A 21,311-nucleotide genomic window follows, 5' to 3' on the forward strand; every position below is an offset into this window, starting at 1 on the left:
ACTTGAGAAGTGTATATAAATTTGGTGGCAGCTCTATTAAAAGTGCTGCTGCCATTAAGCAGATTGCAGACTTAATCCTAGTATGTCCAAATGATGCACTCGTTGTACTATCTGCGACCTATAATTCAACTAACGAACTAGAATCAATTTATTTTAATGAAAACCCCGCTTCATTAGTTGAAGCTTTTTTTCAAAAGCATAGAGTAATCGTTGACGAACTAGAGCTTTCCGTTGATCTCTCTAGCTTTAAAAAAGAATTAATAGGTTATCTTGCACTTCCCAAATCAAGTGCCACACTTGACTCTATCTACAGTATAGGAGAAAGAATCTCTACCTCGATTCTTGCAAGCTATCTTGAACAACAGGGAAGAGAGATCTTTCATGCTGATGCTCGTGATTATATTGTCACAAATCGAAACTTTAACGAGGCCAAGGTTCTCTTTAAGAACACGAAGGCAAATTGCAAAGAGTTAAATAAGCATGCTCTAATCATTACTCAAGGATTTGTTGCACGAACAACTGATGGCCAGACGTCAACTCTTGGCCGTGAAGGATCTGATTACTCTGCTGCAATCTTTGCTTGGGCACTAGATGATGTACAAGAACTTGTGATTTGGAAGGATGTAAAAGGGGTTTATGGACATGACCCTAAGGTTCTCAGTAATGCTCCGCTCATTCATAACCTTAGTTATCGCCAAACAAAGCTCCTAACTAATAAAGGAGCGAAGATACTTTTTCACAGAACGATGAATCCTTTGATTGAAGCTAATCTTCCGCTTATCGTAAAGAGTGTATTTTATCCAAACGAGGCAGGTAGCTGTATTAGTGATGCCAAGGAAGATCACTTCTGTGCAATTTCTACTGAAGTAGATGAAGCCTCTCGAAACTTTATCACTGTTTTCGGGCTTGCTCTTGAAGAGGCCAGCTTACTCGATAAGACTTTCCTATTAGACGAGAATAATGACGATTACTTTACGCTAGAAGTTGATCGCCAAGATCTTCGTGAGTGGATAGACCTTTTTGGTGATCAGTTATTTTCTTAGTTAATAAATAAAGTGTCGAATAAATTGGACGATCTGCTTCACTTCCGTGAACTTCGATAATCTCCTTTATTTCTTTATTTTCAATAAAAACAACATGATCAACACTTTGACAAATAAGCCTAAGAATTTGATCGAAGTCTATTCCATTCTTGCTTTCTGAGAAAATTGAAAACAACGTTGTTAATCTCAGGAGTGTATCCTTTGCACTATTGGCGTGAATTGTACTCATCATTCCTTTGTGTCCAGTATTCATGGCGAGTAAGAATGGAATAACTTCACTCGATCTAATTTCACCTAGAATGATTCTCTTGGGAGACATCCTTAGGGCATAGCTACAATAATCCTTTAGACTTTTTCCTTCGCTTGGGTGTGATAAGAGGTGGGTTGAGTGAGAGATATCACCATCTATTTCTGCAACATCTTCTATGATGACATGATGTTCGCCTTCTTGGCACAATGATTTGCAAACCCTTAGAAAACTTGTTTTACCACTGGCCGTGGAACCAGCAATGACAATATTCTTGTGGTCTTCAATAAGTTGATTCATTAGCTTTTGTGCATTTATATCTGTTGTGAAGTTTGAAATTTTAAAAACCTCTTTTGAGTGAACTCGCAGAAATGCTTTTGCTTGTGACTTAGGCGAAAGACATGGGTGTGTAAGGCTGACACGAAGATCAACTTCAGTGCCACCAATTACTCGTGTATTTTTAAATGATGCAAATGGTGAATTAAAGTTCCAGTCGACACTAAGCTTTTGTGTTAGAAACACAAGGCTTAGAACAAAATCTTCATTACTTAGAAATTCAACTTTAAGATTTAGATTATCTTGTTTGTGAACTTCGATATCACTAGGTGAGTGAATAATGAACTCATTTGCTTCATATAGTTTTATAAGGTCGTCAATATAACTTTGATGATAAACCTTATTAAACCAATCTTTAATCTCTTCTAAATTTGAAATGTCATTGTCTTGTAAATTATTTCTTTCTAATGTCTCTTGAATAATTTCCTCAAAATTTAAATGAATAGTCTTTTTCGACTTTTCTGTTAGAAGAGTTTTAAATTCATTGAAGAAGTAATGATTAATTTGTGACATATATCTTTCCTATTTTAATTTTGCGATAGCAATAATTCTTTTGTACGTTTTAAATTTAGCAGATGATGAAAATAACTTTCCAAGAATGGGGATCTGACCAAAAATGGGAAGTCTTCTGCCGGTATTGTCATCAGTTGTTAAATCGATTTCAAACATTTGGATAGGAATACCTTTTTCGATTAGAAAACTTGACTCTTGTGCACTCCCGTTTATATAGGTATCACCATTTGTCTGTCCCATCGGTCTCGTTAGCTTTGTGCTATATTTTACTTTGTATCTGTTATTTACTTTTTCAAGAAGCATCTCAATTTTTAGTCCAGCAAATCGCCATTGAGTATTATTGCCGTTGTTGTTTGTTGTAGTTGTAAAGGGGATATCGGAACCCATTTGTACTGTTGATTTGTTATTTGTACGTAAAAGGATTTTTTGAGTTGCTAGTGTCGATACATTATAATCAGTATTTCTAAAAACAATACTCTGACTTTTGGCGAGTGCTGATGCCCCCTCATCGAGTAAGTCAGAAAGACCGACGTCGACTTGATCAAGACCAAAATTAATCTCTTTTCCATCCATTCTTTCAATTTGTATAATTCTCATTTCGAGTTTATGGTTGACCAGATTTTCAAACCTTTGAGAGAGAAAGAACTTAACCATAAGCTTACTTTGTAGTGGCGCTAAGAACTTCTTATCCTTTAAGATCTCTTCGTTAGTAAAGCAGTGGATATCAATTTTTGATTTTTCACAGCGAATATCATCGTAGTAATTTTGAAAAAAACTGTGATGAATTTCGCTAATAATTTTCTTTGCGACTTTCTCTTTAAGTTCGCCCTTAAAGATAATACTTTTATTCTTATTGAGAAGTGGCCTAAGAACTAGGTACTGATCAAGTGTCGTTATATCTTGGGAGATGATTAGTTTATCGCCTTTAACTTCTCCATTAATACCAAAGTGACGTAAGTTGTTTAACACTTCAAGTACTTTAAATTGACCTGATTTTGAGAGGACATAAACTTCATGTATCTTCTTCTTGCCTGAACTGGTCCAAAGTGTAACAATCGATTGGCCCTGCATTTTTCCTTTAATAAAGAGTTTGTTCTGAGCTTGAATTGCTTTGCTCGATAAAACTTCTTTATTGGAAATACTGAAGTTTGATATCCCTGATAATGAAATTTCAGTAACTTGGCCAATGGCCAGAGTAATTTGATTTGAGCCAGTTGCGTAAATATTGAAATTTACGATACATATTAAGCTAATGACTTTGACAAAAGGCAGGAAACTTAGTAAAAAGCTATACTCGAAAACTGTTTTTAATTTAGATTTAAATATATTGAGGAGATTTATCATGGTATCAAGAACTCGTATTACAAGAAACAAGCGTAATGCTAAAAAAACAAAAATGGGTGCTAAAAGAAAAGCGCATAACAGAAACAAGGGAACTACTCCTAAGTTTAAAATTCATCTAGATTAATATTTAATTATTTTTCAGATATATAAAGAGGGCCAAGACGTTGGCCCTTTTTTATTGCCCAAATGTGTTTTGAAGCACTCGCTTATCTTGTCTAACAACTAAAGGCTCGGCTTCTTCACCTCTAAAGCATATGTGAAGTAGGGCGCTTTTATAGATATCTTCACATGGGTTCTTTTTCTTTATAAATCGAAAATCTTCTTTCTTGATTCCATTCTTTGCCATTAACTCGCTAAGTACTTCAAACATGTGGTTTTTATCAGAGTCGTATGTATAAACAATGACCTCTCGTGCATGAATGCTTGTACATAATAGGATAGTAATAAGGCTAAATTTCAATTTCATAAGCTCCTCCTCTGGATTTAGGTAGATCTGTAACTGGATAGGAATCTAGCTCTAAAGTCTTGTAAGGAGCAATTCTATTCAAATCTGAAATGGAAATTTTTACGAGATAAATAGGGACTTCTTCTTCGTTTAGTTTTTTCACGATCTTGGCCTTATTTGTGATGTGTGTAGGGCCTGCATATAAAGACACATACTCTTCACTTCCCACAAGATTGGTCATTTCATTTATTTTAAGCTTAAGAAGCCTCTCATCTTTTGCCACTGTAATGTGCTCTTTCGGAAGTGCCTGTGGTGAAGGAATTGAAAGGATATATGTGAAGATATTAGTAAGAACCAATGCAACCCAGAACCTAAGATAGAGGGCCTTCTTCATCTTTTCTTCCTTCTCTTTATTAAAGAGAAGTGGTGAGGAAGGGGAGTTGCTATTTGATTGAGTTCCAGGTTTTGATGAAGTTTTGGATTTCTCGTTGTTTAGAATTTTCAATTTTAATCTCCAGGTTAATCATAAGAATTAATGTACTTACAAAAATTGAAGTCCATAGTAGTCCTTCAATTGTTGAATGCCCTTGGGTGCCATGTGCTTTGAGTTGAGAGTGAAATCGTCTAAGATTTTTCCCTCTTCGAGTTTGAACTTTAAGGTAATAACGAATGAGTGATTTTCTGATAGGTTACTCCCGGTATAGTGAAAGGGCATAAAGGCCTTCCATTTTTTTTCAAAGACAGCTGAAGTATCGAGCCTTCTTTTGATTTTCCATATTTTCTTTCCTAACGGATCCGTTTTAAGAAGTCCTAGTATATTAGTTGCATCACACTCCGCTATTGTTAAGAGCTTGTAGCGTAGAAAGTAGCGAAGCGCACTTTGTAGATACATAAGTCCTTTGGCCCCATACTTCATAAATGGTTTTAGCCACGCTGCTAAAGGAAAGAATTGAGCGTAAAAAAGGCTTTTTAGGCCGACATTAATATAAGAAATTTTTTTGTAGAAGGACTTGTACTCAACAATTGCTTTCTTTGAGCAGATATAAGATTTATTGTAATACTTTATAATTTGGAGCTCTTCGTAGGAGCGGGCCATATTTGAAAAGATAATGGCAATGAATGCCATAAAAAATAAGACCGCTATTAGGGAAGTACTACCTCTTTCATCTAAGGCCATTTGAAAATCCTAAGTGATGCTTCTCTTTTCGATACTTCAGGTATTTTCCATTTTTATTTTTTACAAACTTAATCCGTGTTTTTGAATCAAACCACCTCTCAAGTGAGAGGAGGCTTTTACAAGAGAATGTTTTTGATGATTTTTTATTATTATGTGATTTTATTAAAGAGTGCACATAAGCTTGAAAGACAATACTATTTTTACAACGATACTTTTCGCTAACAGCTGAGCTTGTGAGGAAGACAAAGACAATTAGAGTTATAGATAGAGTGTAAGAAAGTATTTTCATATTTGTGTATTAATTTACTTTGATACTCTTTGTAATCTTATCAGATGCATCCTCTAGTCTTTTTTGAACTCTTGTTCCAAGGGTTTTTACAGCAGTAATACAAATGATACCGACAAGGCTTGTGATAATCATATATTCCATAACACCTTGTCCTTTATTATTCTTTAAAATCTTTTTCATTTTCTTTCTCCCATTTGGCAAAGTTCATAAAACTTTACGGGTTATAAAATAGAAAGTTAGGAGAGTCTTTATCCTGAGCCTCAATGTCGGGATATATTTCAATTATGAAATAAAGGATTATTTTTCCTAGTATTTTCAGCAAGTTGCTAATAATTGTGGAGAGATTAAAATATCCTTATGAACGATAAAAGTAACTTCTACGTATTTGAGAAAAAAGAAATCCTATTGGTTGTCATCTTTGTCATCCTGGTTGCAATCACTTCATTCTTTTTTGGCCTTAAGATAGGATCTAATTATGCTTTTGAAAAGGCCGGACTAAGTAATAAAGAGGAAAAAGCTATTGTTGAGCCAATGGATGAGAAGCAAAAGATTGAGCTAACATCTCCTGAAGAGGAGAAGGTTAAAGAAATAGTTCAAGACAAAGAGACAAAGAAAGTTTCAAAAGAAGAATTAAATAAGAGAATTGAAGAGTCATTAAAGCAAAAGATGGTTAATGAGTTTTCAAATGAGAATAAAGACTTCAATGATGTTGGTATTCAAGATGCACCAGTAAATGAAGTTGTTGAAGAAAGAGCTACAGAACCTGTTCAGCAGCAAGTAGTCGAGAGTAGTAGTATTGAGGAATCGGTTTCAAAAACTGATGAGTATACTGGTAAATACACTATTGTTGTCGGCTCATTTGAGTCAATTGATGATGCTAAGGAATTTGCAGAAGGTTTTAGAGTTTTAGGCTTTAGTCCAATCGTTAATGAAAAGGATGTGCCTGGAAAAGGTAATCGTTTCCGTGTTAGTCTTGGAGCATTTGAAAGAAGTATTGAAGCGAAGCAATATGTTAAGAAGCATCCATCTCTTTTTGCAGGGCGTGATTATTTCTTTACAAAATTCGATTAATTGACCATTTAGAACATTTACATTTTTTATGATACGATGCCCTTATACTATTTAAGGGCATTTTTTATGAATATTTACACACTTATTATGGCCGGTGGGAAGGGAACACGCCTATGGCCAGAGTCGACAGAATCAAAACCAAAGCAGTATCTATCTCTTGTTGGAAATGAAACTCTACTAGGTCAAACACTTGATCGTTTTGAAAAAAGTGTAGACTTAAAGAATCGATTTATCATTACTACTCGTGATCAATCTGAGTTAGCTATTTCTTGCTCTAAAGATCAAATTCTTGAAGAACATATTATTTATGAACCTGCTGGTCGAAATACGGCACCTTGTATTCTTCTATCTCTTGCTGCCATAGAGGCCGCTGGCGCAAATTCGGATGATATTATCGCTGTAATGCCTTCAGATCATGTCATTTTAAATAAGTCTGGCTTTAAGGCGAGCTTTGAGAAGGCCGTAAAGCTTTCAAGTGATACGCAAACGATTACAACGATTGGGATTCCTCCTCACTTCCCACACACTGGTTATGGTTATATCAAAACAAGTGAGGCCGTTGGTGATGGATTCAAGGTTGATGAATTTGTTGAAAAGCCAAATTTTGAGAAGGCCAAGGAATACCTATCAACAGGGAGATATGTTTGGAACGCCGGGATGTTTATGGCGCCACTTGGTGTTTTTAAAGAAGAGTTTGCGGCCCATTCAGCGGAAATGTTTTCTTTCTATGAAGAATTGAAGGCTAGTCTTGACGACGAGGCCAAGCTTGAAGAAGTTTATAATAAGATACCAAAGGACTCGATTGACTACGCTATTATGGAGAAATCAAGTCGCATCAGTTTAGTTAAAGCTGAGTTTGATTGGAATGATCTTGGTTCATGGGAGGCACTTGAACAAGTGGTTGACCGTGTGGAAGGAAACACTATAATTGATAGTAATGGAACTTTTTTAAAGGATGCGACTGGGAATATAATTTATGCTCCTGATAAGCATGTTTCTTTAATTAATGTTCAAGATCTTGTTGTCGTTTCTAATGATAAGGCCGTAATGATAGTGCCAAAAGATGACTCACAACGAGTAAAAGAAATTGTTCAACACTTAAAAGATAATAAACGCAAAGAATTACTATAGGAGAAGTCATGGAAGTTGTTAAAAAATCTGGTGAGTACACTATCGTTAAAAAGAGATCTGGTCGTTTTGCTGTTAAAGATGCAAACGGTAAGTTCGTTAACAAAGAAGAAAAAGTTAAAATTTTAACTGATGCAGGACTTATAACTGCTCCAGTTGCAAAAGTAGAAGCACCAGCTGTTGAAGAAGAAACAGAAACTGCTGCTGAATAACTAATTTAAAAATTAATAATAGAAGTGGCCCCATGCTAGGGCCTTTTCTTACAACTTTTTAATAGGGAGTACTTTATGCTAGTTCTTATCGTTAATATTAAGGCCAAGCCTGAAAAAACAGAATTGATTAAAACTGAATTATTAAAACTAGTAGAAGAAACTTATAAAGAAGTTGGATGTACCAAATTCGACCCACATCAGGAAGAAGAAGATCCGTCGAGTTTTTGGTTGTATGAAATATGGGAAACAGAGGCACACTGGAAGGCCCATATGGAAACTGAGCATGTTAAGCACTTCTTAGCATTCTTTGATGAAAATGTTGAAAAATTTGATGTTAAAAGAGCAGAAAAATTAAGATAGCTCCCTATAAGGGAGCTTTTTATTTATTTGTTATCTTAAGAAAGATAGTTTGGTCTTTGATCGTATTCAATTGGATCTTCAATTCCGGCTTTTTGAAAGCCTCTAAGCCTTAGAGCGCACGAATCACAAACACCACAGGCCTTATCTCCACGAGCATAACAAGAATAAGAAAATTTAAGTGGTGCACCTAGGTCTACTGCTTTTTGAACAATTTCATTCTTTGCCATATCAATAACTGGTGTGATGATTTCAATATCTCCATCTTTTGTTCCTTGCTTGATTAGCTCATTATAAGCTGCATAGTAGCTAGGACGACAGTCTGGATACCCTGATGAGTCTTCATTAACTGCGCCAATGTAAATATTTTTTGCACCAACTACTTCTGACCAAGATACGGCCATCGCAATGATGTGAGTATTTCTAAATGGTACGTAGCTATCAGGGATCTCTTCTGATTCACCTTTGTATTGTTTAACATCAATTCCATCATCAGTTAGTGAGCTCCCACCAATCTGTTTAAGAAAAGATACGTCAATTACTTTACGAAGTGATTTGTCGACTCCGTAATAATCTGCGATTTTTTGGAAACAATCTAATTCGCGTTCTTCAGTTTTTTGTCCGTAGTTAAGATGAAGAAACGCAAGATTCTTATGCTTCTCATTTGCAATTGCAGCACAAACCAACGAATCCATACCACCACTAACTAGAACAACTGCAAGTTTATCACTTTTCAAAATTATTACTCCTTAACCTTATAGTCCTTCAGCTGTTTCATTAATGAACGCTAGGAACTCTTCGGTTACTTTTGAAGCCTTAGCTTTCTTCTCTGAAAGTACGCCTTCTTTTTCTTGAATCATAATGTAGAACTTAATTTTTGGTTCAGTTCCTGATGGGCGAAGATACAGGCGGTTTCCATTTTTAAAGTGGTAACCAATTACATTACTGACTGGATAGTCCAATTTTGACTCATCACCTGATTCAAGGTCTTTTACAATACCTGTTTGGTAATCTTCTATAACGCGAATATCCTGTCCGCACAAGCTTGTGGGAGCTAAGTCTCTAAAATGACTCATTATTCGTGTAATTTTTTCGGCCCCTTCTTTACCTTGGTAAACAAGATTTAGGAGAGACTCTTGGCTAAAGCCAAATTCTTCGTAGATTTTATCAAGGGCCTGGATAAGATTTAGGCCTTGTTTTTTGAAGTAAAGAGTAACTTCAGACATGAATGTGATTGAGGCAACACCGTCCTTATCACGTACAAACTCGTGTGGTAGATAACCAAAAGACTCTTCGGTACCAAATAGGAAGTTAGCAGAAGGATCTTCTTTTTCAATTTTATTCATAAGCCCACAGATCCACTTGAAACCTGTTAAAGTTGAGTAAGACTTAACTCCGTACTTATCTGCAATAAGCTCCTGAAGCGGAGTTGTTACAACTGTTTTCACAAAGTATGGATTAGCTGGCATTGTTCCATTTTCTTTAAGATTGTGAAGCATGTAGTAGAGCATCAGGATTCCGATTTGGTTTCCATTGATATATTGAGTCTCTCCTTCATGTTCAAAAGCTACTCCAAGTCTATCTGTATCTGGGTCAGAGCCAAATGCAATATCTGCACCAGTATTCTTCATAAGATCAACGGCCATTTTCATTGCAGAAGGATTCTCTGGGTTAGGGGAGCTTACTGTTGGGAAGGCTGAGTCAGGTTGTGCTTGCTCTTTAACAACTTCAACATTTGTAAATCCAAGTTGAGCAAGTGCTGTTGTACATGGAATAAGCCCTGTACCGTGAATTGGTGTATAAACGATCTTAAGGTCTTTTCCATCTTGCTTACACATTTCAGGATTTACTGTTTTAGACAGGATGTCGTTATAGAAGCTTTGTTCTACATCTTCACCAACCCAGCTAATGAATCCATCTTTTTCAGCTTGAGCGAAGTCCATGAATTTAACTGCATCGTACGAAGTAATATCGTAGTAACGATTGATAATATTTTTGTCATTTGGTGGAGTAACTTGTGCACCATCATTCCAGTATACTTTGTAACCATTATACTCAGGAGGATTGTGAGAAGCTGTCACCATTACTCCGGCCTGGGCCTTGTGGTATCTTACTGAGTAAGAAAGCATTGGCACTGGATTTAGCCTCTTGTAGATATAAGACTTAATTCCATTGGCGGCCATGACACTGCAGACTTCCTTAGCAAATTCAAAAGAGAATTTACGAGAATCATAACTTACTGCGATCGATGGGTTAGTTACTCCTGATTTATTACTGTGATCTAGAATTTCACCAGCAAGGGCCTGTGTTGCTCTACGTACTGTATACTTGTTAATACGATTATTTCCAGCGCCAAGGATAGAGCGTAGCCCACCTGTTCCAAATTCTATATCTTTATAAAATCTTTCTTCGATCTCTTTCATGTCATCTGCGTCAATTAATCTTTGGATCTCTGCGCGTGACTCTTCATCAAAATATGGGTTATTGGCCCAAGCATTAGCTTTTTCAAGGCTCGTCGTCATTTTAAAAATCTCCTGTGAAATTTATGATTGAGTATCTTGTGCTATATTCTCAAATCTAGTAGACTTAGGCAAAATATAATCAATGAAATATTGTGTTGTGTGTTAATAAAATCAAGGAGTTAACATGGCAAATAAAGAAATGAAGCACAAAGATAATGTTGCTGGAAAGTGGTATTGTACAGATCCAGACGACGATAACGGAGAAGGATGCATTGCATGTAACGTGTGTTATACAGGTGCTCCTGAATTTTTCGCTGAAGATGAAGATGGGAATGCGTATATCGCTAAGCAACCTTCAACTCCTGAAGAAGAAGAGTTATGTCAAGAGCAGATGGATGCTTGTCCAGTTGCTTCTATTGGAAATGACGGTTAATTCTTGACTAGAATTTCATATCAAAAGAAATGTAGGCAGAGGTACGGTCAACATTGACGCCTCTGTCTTTCGTCGAATGCTGAACTTCCATTGTGATATTAGCATCATCAAATACTTCAAATGACCTTTGTGCTCTGAAATCAACTTCTCCTTGGGAGTTAATCACTGTACCAGTTTTAATAATAGTTGTTCCTTGGAATCTAAAATCGTTTGCAATTGTCGTTGTCTGATTTGTGTCGTAACTCATATCTGTTTCAATATCAAAGTTTTGAAACTCTGGAGTCGCAACAGTAACTCCAGCAAGAAAGTAACCGTCTGCTCTTGCTACGGCCCTGGCCGTGGATTTCCCTTGGTGTGCTAAGTTTAAGTCAAGTTGCTGCTTGTCCGTAGAGATATCTGCATTGCTATCAATTGTGATTTCCTCGCTATAACGATTGGATAACTTAAGATTTAGATTTTGATTATTTGGCCTGATGTCGAGGTGGCCATCTAGAGTTGTGTCTTCAGTTAGTTGACTGTTTAGGTCGACATTAATTCTTTGTTTCTTATCATTAATTTCAACTTTACTAGTAAGTGTTGTGCTTTCTCCGAGGCTACTTTCTGTTTCCATTTCCAATAAAGTTAGAGAAGTAGGGATATAGTAGCTTTGTTCTAATAGGAGGGCCTTATTGATTTTTACTTTCCCAATAAAAGTATCGTATTCTTGATCTTTTATAAGGGCCATTTCAGATTCATTACTTGTCTCTAGGGTTACACCTTCTGGAATACTTCTTTCTATATCTGTTGGCTTTGTTGGATCAACATAAGTGTCATGTGGGTAGTAGATCTGAAAATATGGCTCTTTGTCTTTTATAAAAACTACTTTTATAAAGATATCTTCACCAACTTCATCAGTGGAGCGAAACCAAGTAATTCTAGTCTTTGTTTGAGTACTAGAAGCAAGACTCAGTGATGAGAATTCACTAATTGCGATTTCAGAGGTAAAAACTAATTCGAAGTCATCAAAATCTCTTGTGTTATAACGCTCTTTACCGCTATCAAAGTCACTTTTTAGACAAGTCACTTCTCCTAATTTATCAACCGCTTCAATATAGGTGGCAACGGCCTTAAGTTTTAAGGCCTTTTGTTTGACTTTAATACTAGGCTTTGGATTATTCTCGTTGGCCTTAGTGACGATATCTGAAATATTGGAAGCTAGCTCGGCCATATCTCGACATTGAATACAAATTTCTGCGCTAGCGGTGTTATGCCTTGGAATATCGTCAGTAAGTTCTTTTTCACGACTAATCGGAATATATTTAGGAGATTTAGATTTTGTAATTCTGACAATATCTTTTACTAAGTCTTTGGCCTTTATCTGCCTTCCATTAACGTCAATTTCTTCTTTGAAGAAACTTGGCTCAATGGCCATTGCATTGACTACAACTGAAAATGCAAGAATGGTGATAGAGAATTTTTTTATTAGCACAAATTCTTATCGGAGCTGGTTTAGAAAAAGTTTACAAAAATAGTAAATTATTTTAAGTGTGTGGAAATTTCAGTACTTGCGCACCTTTGCCGACAAGAATAAAATAAAGAGGATCACAATTTACAAAGGAAGTATCATGAATCCAACAAATCTACAGCTTGTAGGGACGATTCTATTCGCATGTGCTATTTTGCACACATTTTTAGTTTCAAAAATTCAACACTTAGCTCACAAGTATCCGGAAGGATCGATGATGGAAAATCTTCTTCACTTCTTAGGTGAAGTCGAAGCAGTATTCGGTATGTGGGCCGCGGCCTTTATTGTTTACTATAGCGCCACTCAAGGTTTTGCAGTTTATGATAATGCACACCAAGTTATTGGTGGGGCACTGAAATATCTTGAGCAAGATGTAAACTACACTGAAGCAGCATTCGTTTTCGTTATTATGTGTATGGCAGGGACGAGGCCAATCATTATGCTTGCTGAAAAAATCATTGGTATGATTGCAAAGCTTCTTCCGTTTCCAGGAAAAATGGCGTTCTATATTTCGGCCCTTATTGTTGGTCCGATACTAGGGTCTTTTATTACTGAGCCAGCTGCTATGACGGTTACTGCTCTAATTCTTTTAGATTACTTCTTCTCTGATGAGAAAATGAGTCTTAAGTTTAAGTATGCAACGATTGGTCTACTTTTTGTAAACGTATCAATCGGTGGAACACTTTCTCACTTTGCTGCACCTCCTGTACTTATGGTTGCTTCAAAGTGGCACTGGGGATTTGTTCACATGATTACAAACTTTGGTTATAAGGCAACAATTTCAATTATCATTGGAACTTTAATTATTGCATTCATGTTTAAAAATGAACTTCAAGGAAAGCTTGAAATTAAACAAAAGCATGAAAATTGGATGGCACCAACTTGGTGGATGACTCTAGTTCACATTATCTTTATGGGGCTTGTTGTTTTCTCTGCTCACCACATGGTTTTCTTCCTTGCACTTTTCCTATTCTTCTTAGGTTTCACGACTGTTACAAAAGAGTACCAAGACGAAATCAAGCTAAAAGAATCACTTCTTGTTGGTTTCTTCCTTGCTGGTCTAGTAACTCTAGGTGGACAACAAGGTTGGTGGCTACAACCAATTTTATCTAAGCTTGGTGACTTTGTTCTTTTCGTAGGTGCAACTTCACTTACTGCTATTACAGATAACGCAGCTCTTACTTATTTAGGGACTCTGGTTGATCTAACTGATTCAGCTAAGTACAACCTTGTTGCTGGTGCTGTTGCTGGTGGTGGTTTAACTGTTATTGCTAACGCTCCAAACCCTGCGGGATTTGGTATCCTTAAAGGAACATTTGGAAAAGAGGGGATTAATCCTGGAAAGCTTCTGCTTGGAGCACTTTTCCCAACAATCCTTGCAATGGTTATGTTTCAAATTCTTCCAAATCTAGCGAAGTAAAAATACAAAGGCCCTCAATTGAGGGCCTTTTTTATTTTAAAAATACTTATAGATCTACAACCCAGTTAAACGGGTCTTCAATTGTTTTTTCTTGAATACCGAGTAGGGTCTCACGTAGCTCCTTTGAAACCGGCCCAAACTCTTCTTGAATATTATAGAATTCACCAGACTCTTCATGTAAAGAACAAATCGGCGTGATAATAGCAGCAGTTCCACAAGAGAAGCATTCTGTACATTTCTTTGACTTGATATCTTCAATTAGTTCATCAATGCTAATCTTTCTTTCAACGACTTTATACCCTTTGTGGCGAGCAATATCGATAAGTGAACGACGAGTGATTCCATCAAGAATTGTTTCTGTTAGTTCAGGAGTGTGAATTTCTCCGTCAATAACTGCAAAGAAGTTCATTCCGCTTAATTCCTCAATCGACTTACGATCACTTGCAGAGAGCCAAAGAGTTTGATGTAATCCTAGTTTTAGAGTTCTAACTCCAGCGTTAAGAGCACCAGCATAATTACCACCAGTTTTTGCCGTTCCCATACCTCCTGCACATGCACGAATCATATTTCTTTCAATTAGAAGCTTATAGCTTCCACCTGAGAAGTATGATTCAACAGGTGAGGCAATAACCATGAAAAGAAATTCCTCACTAGGCTTAATACCTAAATTATTTTCTGTGGCAATCATAAATGGCCTAATATACAGAGATTCACCACCACGCTTAGGGATATAATTTTCACCCATTTTAGTGATTGTATTTACAGCAGCTGTAAAAATATCTTTTGGAACTTCTGGCATTGCCATTCGTTTTGCTGAGTGATTGAAACGTCTGTAATTTTCAAGAGGCCTAAAAAGATTTGGTCCATTACCTTTAAAGTTATAGGCCTTCATTCCTTCAAATATTTCTTGTCCGTAGTGTAGAACCTTGCATGTTGGATCCAGCTCCAATTTGCCATAAGGCTTAATTTCAAGTTCTCCCCATTCTCCACGTTTGTATTCACATGTTGCCATGATTGGAAGTAGTACTTTTCCAAATCCTACGTGGTCAGGCATTGTGAAATTTTCGATTGCTTTCTTTGCACTATCTAAAATTATCATTAAAAATCCTTATTTTTATTTACAGTGGTAACCAAGTCCAAAGACCTTCCAGATATTTCCTTCGTTTACAGATTCTTTTATCCAGATTGTGTCTCCACCTTCATCTGCAACTTGGTTAATAGCATGGTTAACGGCAAGGTCCTTAATTCCGTTCTCATTTTCACCAACAACATTTGTAAAAGGCTTACAGTTTTTATGACGTGGCTTTTGATATGTTACTTTTAACTTTTCTCCAGCTGGAGTCAGTTTTGTTTTAGAAACAGCACAACTAGATAGAATTAATATCATAATAATATTTTTCATTATTCCTCCATGATTTTTAGTTATACTAGCAAAATTGCAACGATGTTGCTTAGGTTTGTGCGTCAATTTTATCTTTTGACGAGTTTAGTGAATTAGAATATTATTTTCCTACTTTAAGACACTTGTAGGACTATAGCTCAGTTGGTTAGAGCGCTACCTTGACATGGTAGAGGTCTGCAGTTCGAATCTGCATAGTCCTACCATCTTTGTTTTTCCTTATATATTGCTTATTGATTTAGTTTGCTGATACCGATATCAACTCAGCGCCAAAACATGCCTTTGGGCATCTTTTGATCGCAGGTTGTAACTACCATCTTTGTTTTTCCTTATACATTGCTTATTGATTTACCTCGCGCAAAGGTTTTCTCTTTTGTTTAGGATCGGTTTTTGATTTCTCAATGGTATTTTGATTATTTAATGCTGCGTTAACGAATGTCATTGTGAAAGTTGAGCCTATGCCATCAATATTATTAAATGCTTTGATATTTCCTCCATAGAATTTCATATATTTTTTTACAACCGGTAGACCAAACCCTGAGCCTTCTTCTCCGTGAGTCCCTTCGCGATGGGTTTCATTAGTAAAAGAGAAGAGACTTTTTATCATTGTTTCAGGAATGCCAATTCCCTGGTCGGTAATATCAACTCGGATAACAGAGTTTCGTTCAGTAACTCTTACAAAAATCTCTGAGCCTTCTGGTGAGAATTTAGAAGCATTGGTAAGAAGATTGCTAAAGACACTATGACAAAGTGACGATGGCTCCGCCATGACCTGAGCATCTTGCTCTTCAAACTCAACACGAATATGCTGACTCTTTTTTTCAATCCTTTTTCTAATGAGCTGTATCGAATTTTCAATGGACTCTTTCAATGGGACTGGTTCTAATTTTATATTTGATTTACCGGATTCAATTGATTGGATTTTACGAATATGTTGAATAAGCTCGGCCATGTTCTCAATGACTCCACTAACGCGGCCAAGATTTTGTAATATACCATCTTTGTCTTTCATGGCCAATAAGGACGAGTCGCTGAGTAATGAAAGAAGGGTCGTGGAATTGGATAAGTCATGGAATAAAACGGAGAGTAAATGTTGCTTTTCTTCTAGTTTTCGCGAGAGGTCTCGGCCTTCAACTTCAAGCTGTTTAATTTTGATCGCTTGATGTGTGATGACCATAATTGAACAGATAATTAAAATTGTTAGTAAACTTACGAGATAGATCACTTTCTTTCCTTAAGCATAGTTTTTCTGAAACCAATTAATTTTGTAGGATTTTAGCTAGCTTTATTCCTATAACCAAGTTTGAGAAGGTAAATTTAACTTAAATTAAGAATGTATTTTCACATTTCAATTGTCCCTACAGGAAACAGAAGGGTGACTGATGGGTGTAATTCAAGTAGACTTGCTGGAATGAAAGACTATCTTAATAAAAAGTTAACATCACTGGTGGTGACGCAGTTTGTCCATTACTGGTATTTCTATATTGGGGCCTTTATTTGCCTCTACCTTACTCACAATATCCAAAGTGAATTACCTTTTATAGCAAAGGATTTGGCCGAGAAAATCTCTAAAGGAATTTCTATTCCTGTTGGGCACTTATTCTTATTGGCCTTGGGAATTATTGTATTTAGAACTTCATCGAGACTTTTATTCTTTTATCCTGCAAGAGTACTACAAAAGATTCTACGTTTTGATTTAATGAAGAAACTAGAGAAGGTGAGTCCTTCTCGTTATAAAGATTATCCAAAGGGACAAATCTTCCAAATCATTGGTGGTGACTTAGAGCATGTAAGAGCACTGATTGGCTTTGCTCTTTTACAAATTGCAAATATTATTATCGCACTTTCAATTCTTGTTCCTAAACTCCTAAACTTTAATAAAGAGCTCTTTATTGCACTTCTTCCAATGTTTGTAGCATTTATTATTTTTAGCGCGATTGTTTCAACAAATCGAAAATTCTATCGTCAAACTCAAGATCTTCAAGGTGAAGTTCAAAATATTATTATTGAAACTTACGCTGGAAAGAAGACTATTAAAAATTTTCACGCGGAGAAGGCCTTCATTGATCTCTTTGCAAAGAAGTCCTTGGAAGAACTTGATAACTTTTATGAAGCCGGTAAGCGTGTTGGAATTTCAATTCCTCTAATGCCTACAGGTGTTGGCCTATCTCTGATTTGGGGAGCCTATATTATTTTTACTGAACAATTAGGGGCATCTTCGCTAATTTTATTTTCAGGTTTTGTTTATTTATTCTTAGAACCAATTATGTTTCTAGCCTGGATTGGAGTTGTCTTTACTCGTTCGGCAGGAGCGTGGGCACGAGTAAGAGAGCTAGTTGCTGTCTTAGATAAAGAAAGCGAGCTTGAGACAATGCTTAAAAGAGAATTTTCTTTTAAAGAGAAGAGTGAGTCGTTTGAATTACAACTACCATTTTGGGATAACGATATTAATCTAAAGATCTGGAAAGATGAAAAAAATGCAATCGTTGGAAAAACTGGTTGTGGAAAGTCTGAACTACTCGTCAAAATTTCAGAAGTCTTAAAGATGCAAGATCGTAGTACAAGCTACGTTGCTCAAGATCCATATCTTTATAATGGAACTATTTTAGAAAACTTGGCCCTAGGAAGAGACTTCAATGAAGAGCAACTTTCTAAAGCATATGAGCTACTAAAAATCTTTGGCCTTGATTATCTAGCATCCGATCGCAAGAGTTTGTTTAATCTTGTTGTTGGAGAAAACGGGAAGAGACTATCTGGTGGTCAAATTAAACGTGTATCTTTAATCAAATCGCTGCTTTTTGAAAGTGAGTTTATTATTTGGGATGATCCTTTTTCTTCAGTTGATGTTGTTCTAGAAAGAGAAATCTTAAGTCAATTAAATGCAATGAAGATTTTCGAAGGCCGAACTCTCATTATGTCCACTCATAGATATACAACAGCAGTGCAATGTGATCACTTAAGTTTAATTTGCGAAAGTGAAGGGCTAAGAGAAGAGTCAAAAGTTATCGACTTTACACAAAAACAAGAAGGAGGAATTTATGAGCACTTTAGAAAACAACTCATCTAAATTCCTATTATATAAAGGTAGCGGGAAGTACTTAATAAGCATGGTGGTATGCCTTATTATCTCAAGTGCGCTTGGTGCTGCACTTCCACAATTAATTACAAAGCTTACTGCAAATTATGAAATTGAAGAAGTTTATCGTCAGACTCTTGTAGTCATGACGTTTATCTTTTTGGCAACAGCTTTGAATCGTGCTGTCTATAATTTAATCATCAATCGATATGTTGTGGGCCTAGTTCAATTTGTTAGAACTCATTGTTATGGCAAGTGGCTTTCTAGTGTTGAACTTCAAACATCAAAAGAGAACCGTAATGATCGCTACCCTCAAGGGGAAGTTCTTGCCCGTATTATGAGTGATACGGAAAGTTTGAGAGAGCTTGTGACTTCAGGTACATTTGGAATCATTATTGATATCTTCTTTGTCGTTGCTTCGCTAATTAGTTTTGTGAGTCTTAATGCCGTTGCTGGAATATATCTTGCTGCAATTCAATTTGGGGCCTGCTTTGTACTAATTTGGTGCTCTAAGTATATGCGTGCTGTTTTCTTAAGTGTGAGAAATTCACGAGCTAAACTTTACCGCGTTGTTGCAGACCTGATTGGTGGCGTGAGAGAGAATTACTATAACCCGGCAGATCAATATACGTCGAAAAAGTCTTTATTTGTTTTTGATGAATTTCTTAAGAAGATCCTTTCTTCAAATGTTTGGGATGCTTCTTACTATTCATTTGCTGAGTCTCTCTTTCCGGTATTCTTGGCCTGTGCCATCTTTATCATTCCAAATAGTGGGATTACTCAAGTTGCATTAATCTTTGCTCTTATCGATTTAATTCAACGTTCAATCAATCCGATTAAAGATGTTTCATCTAAAGTTGCTAATATTCAAAGAGCTGCGACTGGTGTTGGACGTATAAACGAATTCCTTGTTGACCTTGATAAAGAGAAGTCTTCAGATATTAATGCAAAGAGACGTCAATATGATGTTGAAAAAATGCATATTGAAATTCAAAAGTTTACTTATCCTGCAAAAGGAGAGAATTCGACACCATTTACATTAGAAGATATTTCTTTTGACTGTCGCCAAGGTGATCTCATTGGTATTGTGGGATTGTCGGGAAGTGGAAAGTCGACTCTTTTAAATATTATGGCGGCAAATATTATTCCTGATGAAGGAAAGGTATTTGTTGAAAATCACAGTGGAGTTAAGAAAGAATATAACTTTGATTATATTGATGACTTTAACGAATACCGCGAATTAATTGGAATTGTATCGCAGGACTCACATATATTTTCTGAGACTGTTGAGTTTAATATTACAATGGGGCAAGCGGGCTTTGGAAACTTTGATGCTTTCTGGAGTGATGTTTGTGAACAGATCTCTTATCTTTCAAAATGGGGGATTAAGCCAGATACTGTACTTGATCAAAACGAAATCTCACTTGGTCAAAAGCAGCTTATATCGGCGATTCGCTCATGTTATCTAAAGAAGCCAATTGTTCTTTTTGATGAAATATCTTCTTCCTTAGATAGCGATCTTGAAGAAGCTCTTCGTAAAATGATTCTCTTTGTTCAAAAGCAGGCAGTAACAATTATTGTGGCCCATCGAGTAGAAACAATACTTGATGCTCAGCAGATAATTGTTATGGAAGGTGGCAGAGTAATTGCTAAGGGAGTCCATGAAGAGCTTAAAAATATTTCGCCGCAGTATGATCTATTTGTGAAGCAATTGTCGAATTGACAAAAAAATGACGTGAACACTAATGCATTATTTCTTTTTTTTACATATAATTAGTTTAAATTGATGTAAGGAGATCATTATGTTTAAAAAATCCAAGCTAGCTCTTGGCCTAGTTGCTATTTCTGCAATTGGAATGATGGCGTGTACGAGCGATGTAAATTCAAAACCAAATTTCTTATTTAAAAAGGCTCCAAATGCCACTGCTGTGATTAAGTTCAATGGAAAAGAAGTTAGTCACGATGAACTTTTTAAAGGTTCTGAAGCAGAATTATATGAGGCCCAATTAAAAGTTTATGAAATGAAACTAGGAAAGGTTAAGGCCTATCTTTTAGAGAATTTTAAAAACGAAGATCCTGCAAGAAGTTCAATGTCTATGGAGCAATTTATTGATGTTGTTGTTGCTAAAGATGTAAAGGTTTCAGATAAGGAAATTAATGATTTTGCTAAGGAAAGAAATATTCCTGACCTAAACCCTCAGCTGAAGGCGAGAATTGTTGATTTCTTAAAGAACACAAAAAAACGTGATGCGATTGAAGCTTACTTAACACAAAAAACTAAGAATAGCCCGGTTGAAGTTTATCTTGAAAAACCAAAGAGACCTCGTTTTGAAATTCCTGTAACAGGTAAAGAGCCAATGTTTGGTGGAAAAGATGCGGCCGTTGTTATTGCTGAATACTCTGACTTTCAGTGTCCATACTGCGCTAAGGGTGTTGAGATTATGAATGAGATCAAGAAAACTTATGGAAATAAAGTTAAGATCGTTTTCAAAAATTTCCCACTAAACTTCCATAAAGACGCAGCAAAAGCTGCGGAAGCTGCACTTTGTGCAAATGAGCAAGCGAGTGAAAAGTTTTGGAAGCTTCACGATTCAATGTTTGCTGACCAAGCGGGATTATCAGTATCTGCACTTAAGGCAAAAGCGAAAGCTGTTGGCCTAGATCAGAAGAAATTTGATGAATGTCTTGATTCTGGACGTATGAAACCAGAGGTTGATGCTACTGTTAAAGAAGGTGTTGATGTAGGTGTTAAATCAACTCCAACATTCTATGTGAACGGTATGCTAATTAATGGTGCACAACCATTTGAAGTATTCAAAGAGCTTATCGATTCTGAATTAGGAAAATAGTTTAGA

23 protein-coding genes, 1 tRNA gene and 1 pseudogene are annotated in these 21,311 nt (G+C 36.2%); 12 read left to right on the forward strand and 13 right to left on the reverse strand.

The window, feature by feature from the left end:
• Positions 1–2: 2 nt before the first annotated feature.
• The gene (locus M902_RS14590; RefSeq protein ID WP_040314887.1) at positions 3–1,043 is read left to right on the forward strand and encodes an aspartate kinase; all 1,041 of its coding nucleotides are present in this window, start codon (positions 3–5) and stop codon (positions 1,041–1,043) included.
• Here the strand turns inward: M902_RS14590 and M902_RS16220 are convergent.
• The 7 genes from M902_RS16220 to M902_RS16650 all read right to left on the reverse strand — a co-directional run bounded on the left by M902_RS16220 (position 973) and on the right by M902_RS16650 (position 5,574).
• Positions 973–2,139 (reverse strand): CpaF/VirB11 family protein, encoded by a 1,167-nt coding sequence (locus M902_RS16220; protein WP_021268269.1) that lies wholly within the window; start codon positions 2,137–2,139, stop codon positions 973–975. The genes M902_RS14590 and M902_RS16220 overlap by 71 nt on opposite strands.
• A gap of 9 nt (positions 2,140–2,148) precedes the next feature.
• The gene (locus tag M902_RS14600) at positions 2,149–3,483 is read right to left on the reverse strand and encodes a pilus assembly protein N-terminal domain-containing protein (RefSeq protein WP_021268111.1); all 1,335 of its coding nucleotides are present in this window, start codon (positions 3,481–3,483) and stop codon (positions 2,149–2,151) included.
• A 175-nt stretch (positions 3,484–3,658) separates the two neighbouring features.
• On the reverse strand, positions 3,659–3,949 hold the full coding sequence (locus M902_RS14605) for a hypothetical protein (RefSeq protein WP_040314888.1): 291 nt from the start codon (positions 3,947–3,949) through the stop codon (positions 3,659–3,661).
• On the reverse strand, positions 3,933–4,433 hold the full coding sequence (locus M902_RS14610; protein WP_021267917.1) for a hypothetical protein: 501 nt from the start codon (positions 4,431–4,433) through the stop codon (positions 3,933–3,935). Before M902_RS14610 ends, M902_RS14605 begins: the two co-directional genes overlap by 17 nt.
• A gap of 36 nt (positions 4,434–4,469) precedes the next feature.
• Positions 4,470–5,105, reverse strand: coding sequence for a hypothetical protein (locus M902_RS14615; RefSeq protein ID WP_021268717.1), 636 nt, complete (start codon positions 5,103–5,105; stop codon positions 4,470–4,472).
• On the reverse strand, positions 5,092–5,394 hold the full coding sequence (locus M902_RS14620; RefSeq protein WP_021268413.1) for a hypothetical protein: 303 nt from the start codon (positions 5,392–5,394) through the stop codon (positions 5,092–5,094). Before M902_RS14620 ends, M902_RS14615 begins: the two co-directional genes overlap by 14 nt.
• A 9-nt stretch (positions 5,395–5,403) precedes the next feature.
• Positions 5,404–5,574, reverse strand: coding sequence for a Flp family type IVb pilin (locus M902_RS16650; protein WP_021268293.1), 171 nt, complete (start codon positions 5,572–5,574; stop codon positions 5,404–5,406).
• A gap of 177 nt (positions 5,575–5,751) precedes the next feature.
• Here M902_RS16650 and M902_RS14625 point away from each other — a divergent pair, with 177 nt between their 5' ends.
• The 4 genes from M902_RS14625 (at position 5,752) to M902_RS14640 (ending at position 8,165) form a co-directional block, all read left to right on the forward strand.
• Positions 5,752–6,465: an SPOR domain-containing protein gene (locus tag M902_RS14625; protein ID WP_021268506.1), complete on the forward strand. Its 714-nt coding sequence runs from the start codon at positions 5,752–5,754 to the stop codon at positions 6,463–6,465.
• A 66-nt stretch (positions 6,466–6,531) separates the two neighbouring features.
• Positions 6,532–7,596, forward strand: a complete 1,065-nt coding sequence (locus M902_RS14630) for a mannose-1-phosphate guanylyltransferase (protein WP_021268345.1) — start codon at positions 6,532–6,534, stop codon at positions 7,594–7,596.
• Between the two features lie 8 nt (positions 7,597–7,604).
• Positions 7,605–7,805, forward strand: coding sequence for a hypothetical protein (locus M902_RS14635; RefSeq protein ID WP_021268204.1), 201 nt, complete (start codon positions 7,605–7,607; stop codon positions 7,803–7,805).
• Positions 7,806–7,880: 75 nt separating this feature from the next.
• Complete coding sequence (locus M902_RS14640) at positions 7,881–8,165, forward strand: putative quinol monooxygenase (protein WP_021268441.1); 285 nt, start codon at positions 7,881–7,883, stop codon at positions 8,163–8,165.
• Positions 8,166–8,200: 35 nt separating this feature from the next.
• Here the strand turns inward: M902_RS14640 and queC are convergent, their stop codons facing one another.
• Positions 8,201–8,899 (reverse strand): 7-cyano-7-deazaguanine synthase QueC, encoded by a 699-nt coding sequence (gene queC, locus M902_RS14645; protein WP_021268533.1) that lies wholly within the window; start codon positions 8,897–8,899, stop codon positions 8,201–8,203.
• An 18-nt stretch (positions 8,900–8,917) separates the two neighbouring features.
• Complete coding sequence (locus M902_RS14650) at positions 8,918–10,684, reverse strand: phospho-sugar mutase (protein WP_021268665.1); 1,767 nt, start codon at positions 10,682–10,684, stop codon at positions 8,918–8,920.
• Positions 10,685–10,808: 124 nt separating this feature from the next.
• On the opposite strand from M902_RS14650, the gene M902_RS14655 reads away from it, so the two are divergent.
• On the forward strand, positions 10,809–11,057 hold the full coding sequence (locus M902_RS14655; protein ID WP_021267936.1) for a ferredoxin: 249 nt from the start codon (positions 10,809–10,811) through the stop codon (positions 11,055–11,057).
• Between the two features lie 7 nt (positions 11,058–11,064).
• Here M902_RS14655 and M902_RS14660 read toward each other — a convergent pair whose 3' ends face one another.
• Complete coding sequence (locus M902_RS14660) at positions 11,065–12,525, reverse strand: hypothetical protein (RefSeq protein ID WP_021268102.1); 1,461 nt, start codon at positions 12,523–12,525, stop codon at positions 11,065–11,067.
• 136 nt (positions 12,526–12,661) lie between these two features.
• Between M902_RS14660 and M902_RS14665 the strand changes: the two genes are divergently transcribed.
• Positions 12,662–13,981 carry a putative Na+/H+ antiporter gene (locus tag M902_RS14665; protein WP_021268164.1) on the forward strand — a complete coding sequence of 440 codons (1,320 nt, stop codon included), beginning with the start codon at positions 12,662–12,664 and terminating at the stop codon, positions 13,979–13,981.
• Positions 13,982–14,027: 46 nt separating this feature from the next.
• On the opposite strand, the gene M902_RS14670 is transcribed toward M902_RS14665, so the two are convergent.
• The gene (locus M902_RS14670; protein WP_021268025.1) at positions 14,028–15,080 is read right to left on the reverse strand and encodes a branched-chain amino acid aminotransferase; all 1,053 of its coding nucleotides are present in this window, start codon (positions 15,078–15,080) and stop codon (positions 14,028–14,030) included.
• Positions 15,081–15,095: 15 nt separating this feature from the next.
• A complete protein-coding gene (locus M902_RS14675; protein ID WP_021268080.1) occupies positions 15,096–15,383 on the reverse strand; it encodes a hypothetical protein in 288 nt (95 codons plus the stop codon).
• 126 nt (positions 15,384–15,509) lie between these two features.
• Between M902_RS14675 and M902_RS14680 the strand changes: the two genes are divergently transcribed.
• Positions 15,510–15,586, forward strand: a tRNA-Val gene (locus tag M902_RS14680).
• Between the two features lie 134 nt (positions 15,587–15,720).
• Here the strand turns inward: M902_RS14680 and M902_RS14685 are convergent.
• Positions 15,721–16,605 (reverse strand): sensor histidine kinase KdpD, encoded by an 885-nt coding sequence (locus M902_RS14685; RefSeq protein WP_021268736.1) that lies wholly within the window; start codon positions 16,603–16,605, stop codon positions 15,721–15,723.
• A gap of 150 nt (positions 16,606–16,755) precedes the next feature.
• On the opposite strand from M902_RS14685, the gene M902_RS14690 reads away from it, so the two are divergent.
• From M902_RS14690 to M902_RS14700, 4 genes and pseudogenes are all read left to right on the forward strand, one after another.
• Entirely contained in the window at positions 16,756–18,447 is a 1,692-nt protein-coding gene (locus M902_RS14690; protein WP_040314891.1) for an ABC transporter ATP-binding protein, read from the forward strand.
• A 40-nt stretch (positions 18,448–18,487) separates the two neighbouring features.
• Positions 18,488–19,204, forward strand: a pseudogene (locus tag M902_RS16850) (ABC transporter transmembrane domain-containing protein); the annotation flags it as partial.
• A 228-nt stretch (positions 19,205–19,432) separates the two neighbouring features.
• Positions 19,433–20,179: an ATP-binding cassette domain-containing protein gene (locus M902_RS16855; protein WP_369793852.1), complete on the forward strand. Its 747-nt coding sequence runs from the start codon at positions 19,433–19,435 to the stop codon at positions 20,177–20,179.
• Positions 20,180–20,258: 79 nt separating this feature from the next.
• The gene (locus M902_RS14700) at positions 20,259–21,305 is read left to right on the forward strand and encodes a thioredoxin domain-containing protein (RefSeq protein WP_021268634.1); all 1,047 of its coding nucleotides are present in this window, start codon (positions 20,259–20,261) and stop codon (positions 21,303–21,305) included.
• The last annotated feature ends 6 nt before the right edge of the window (positions 21,306–21,311 follow it).

The organism is Bacteriovorax sp. BAL6_X (assembly GCF_000443995.1).
Lineage (GTDB): Bacteria > Bdellovibrionota > Bacteriovoracia > Bacteriovoracales > Bacteriovoracaceae > Halobacteriovorax_A.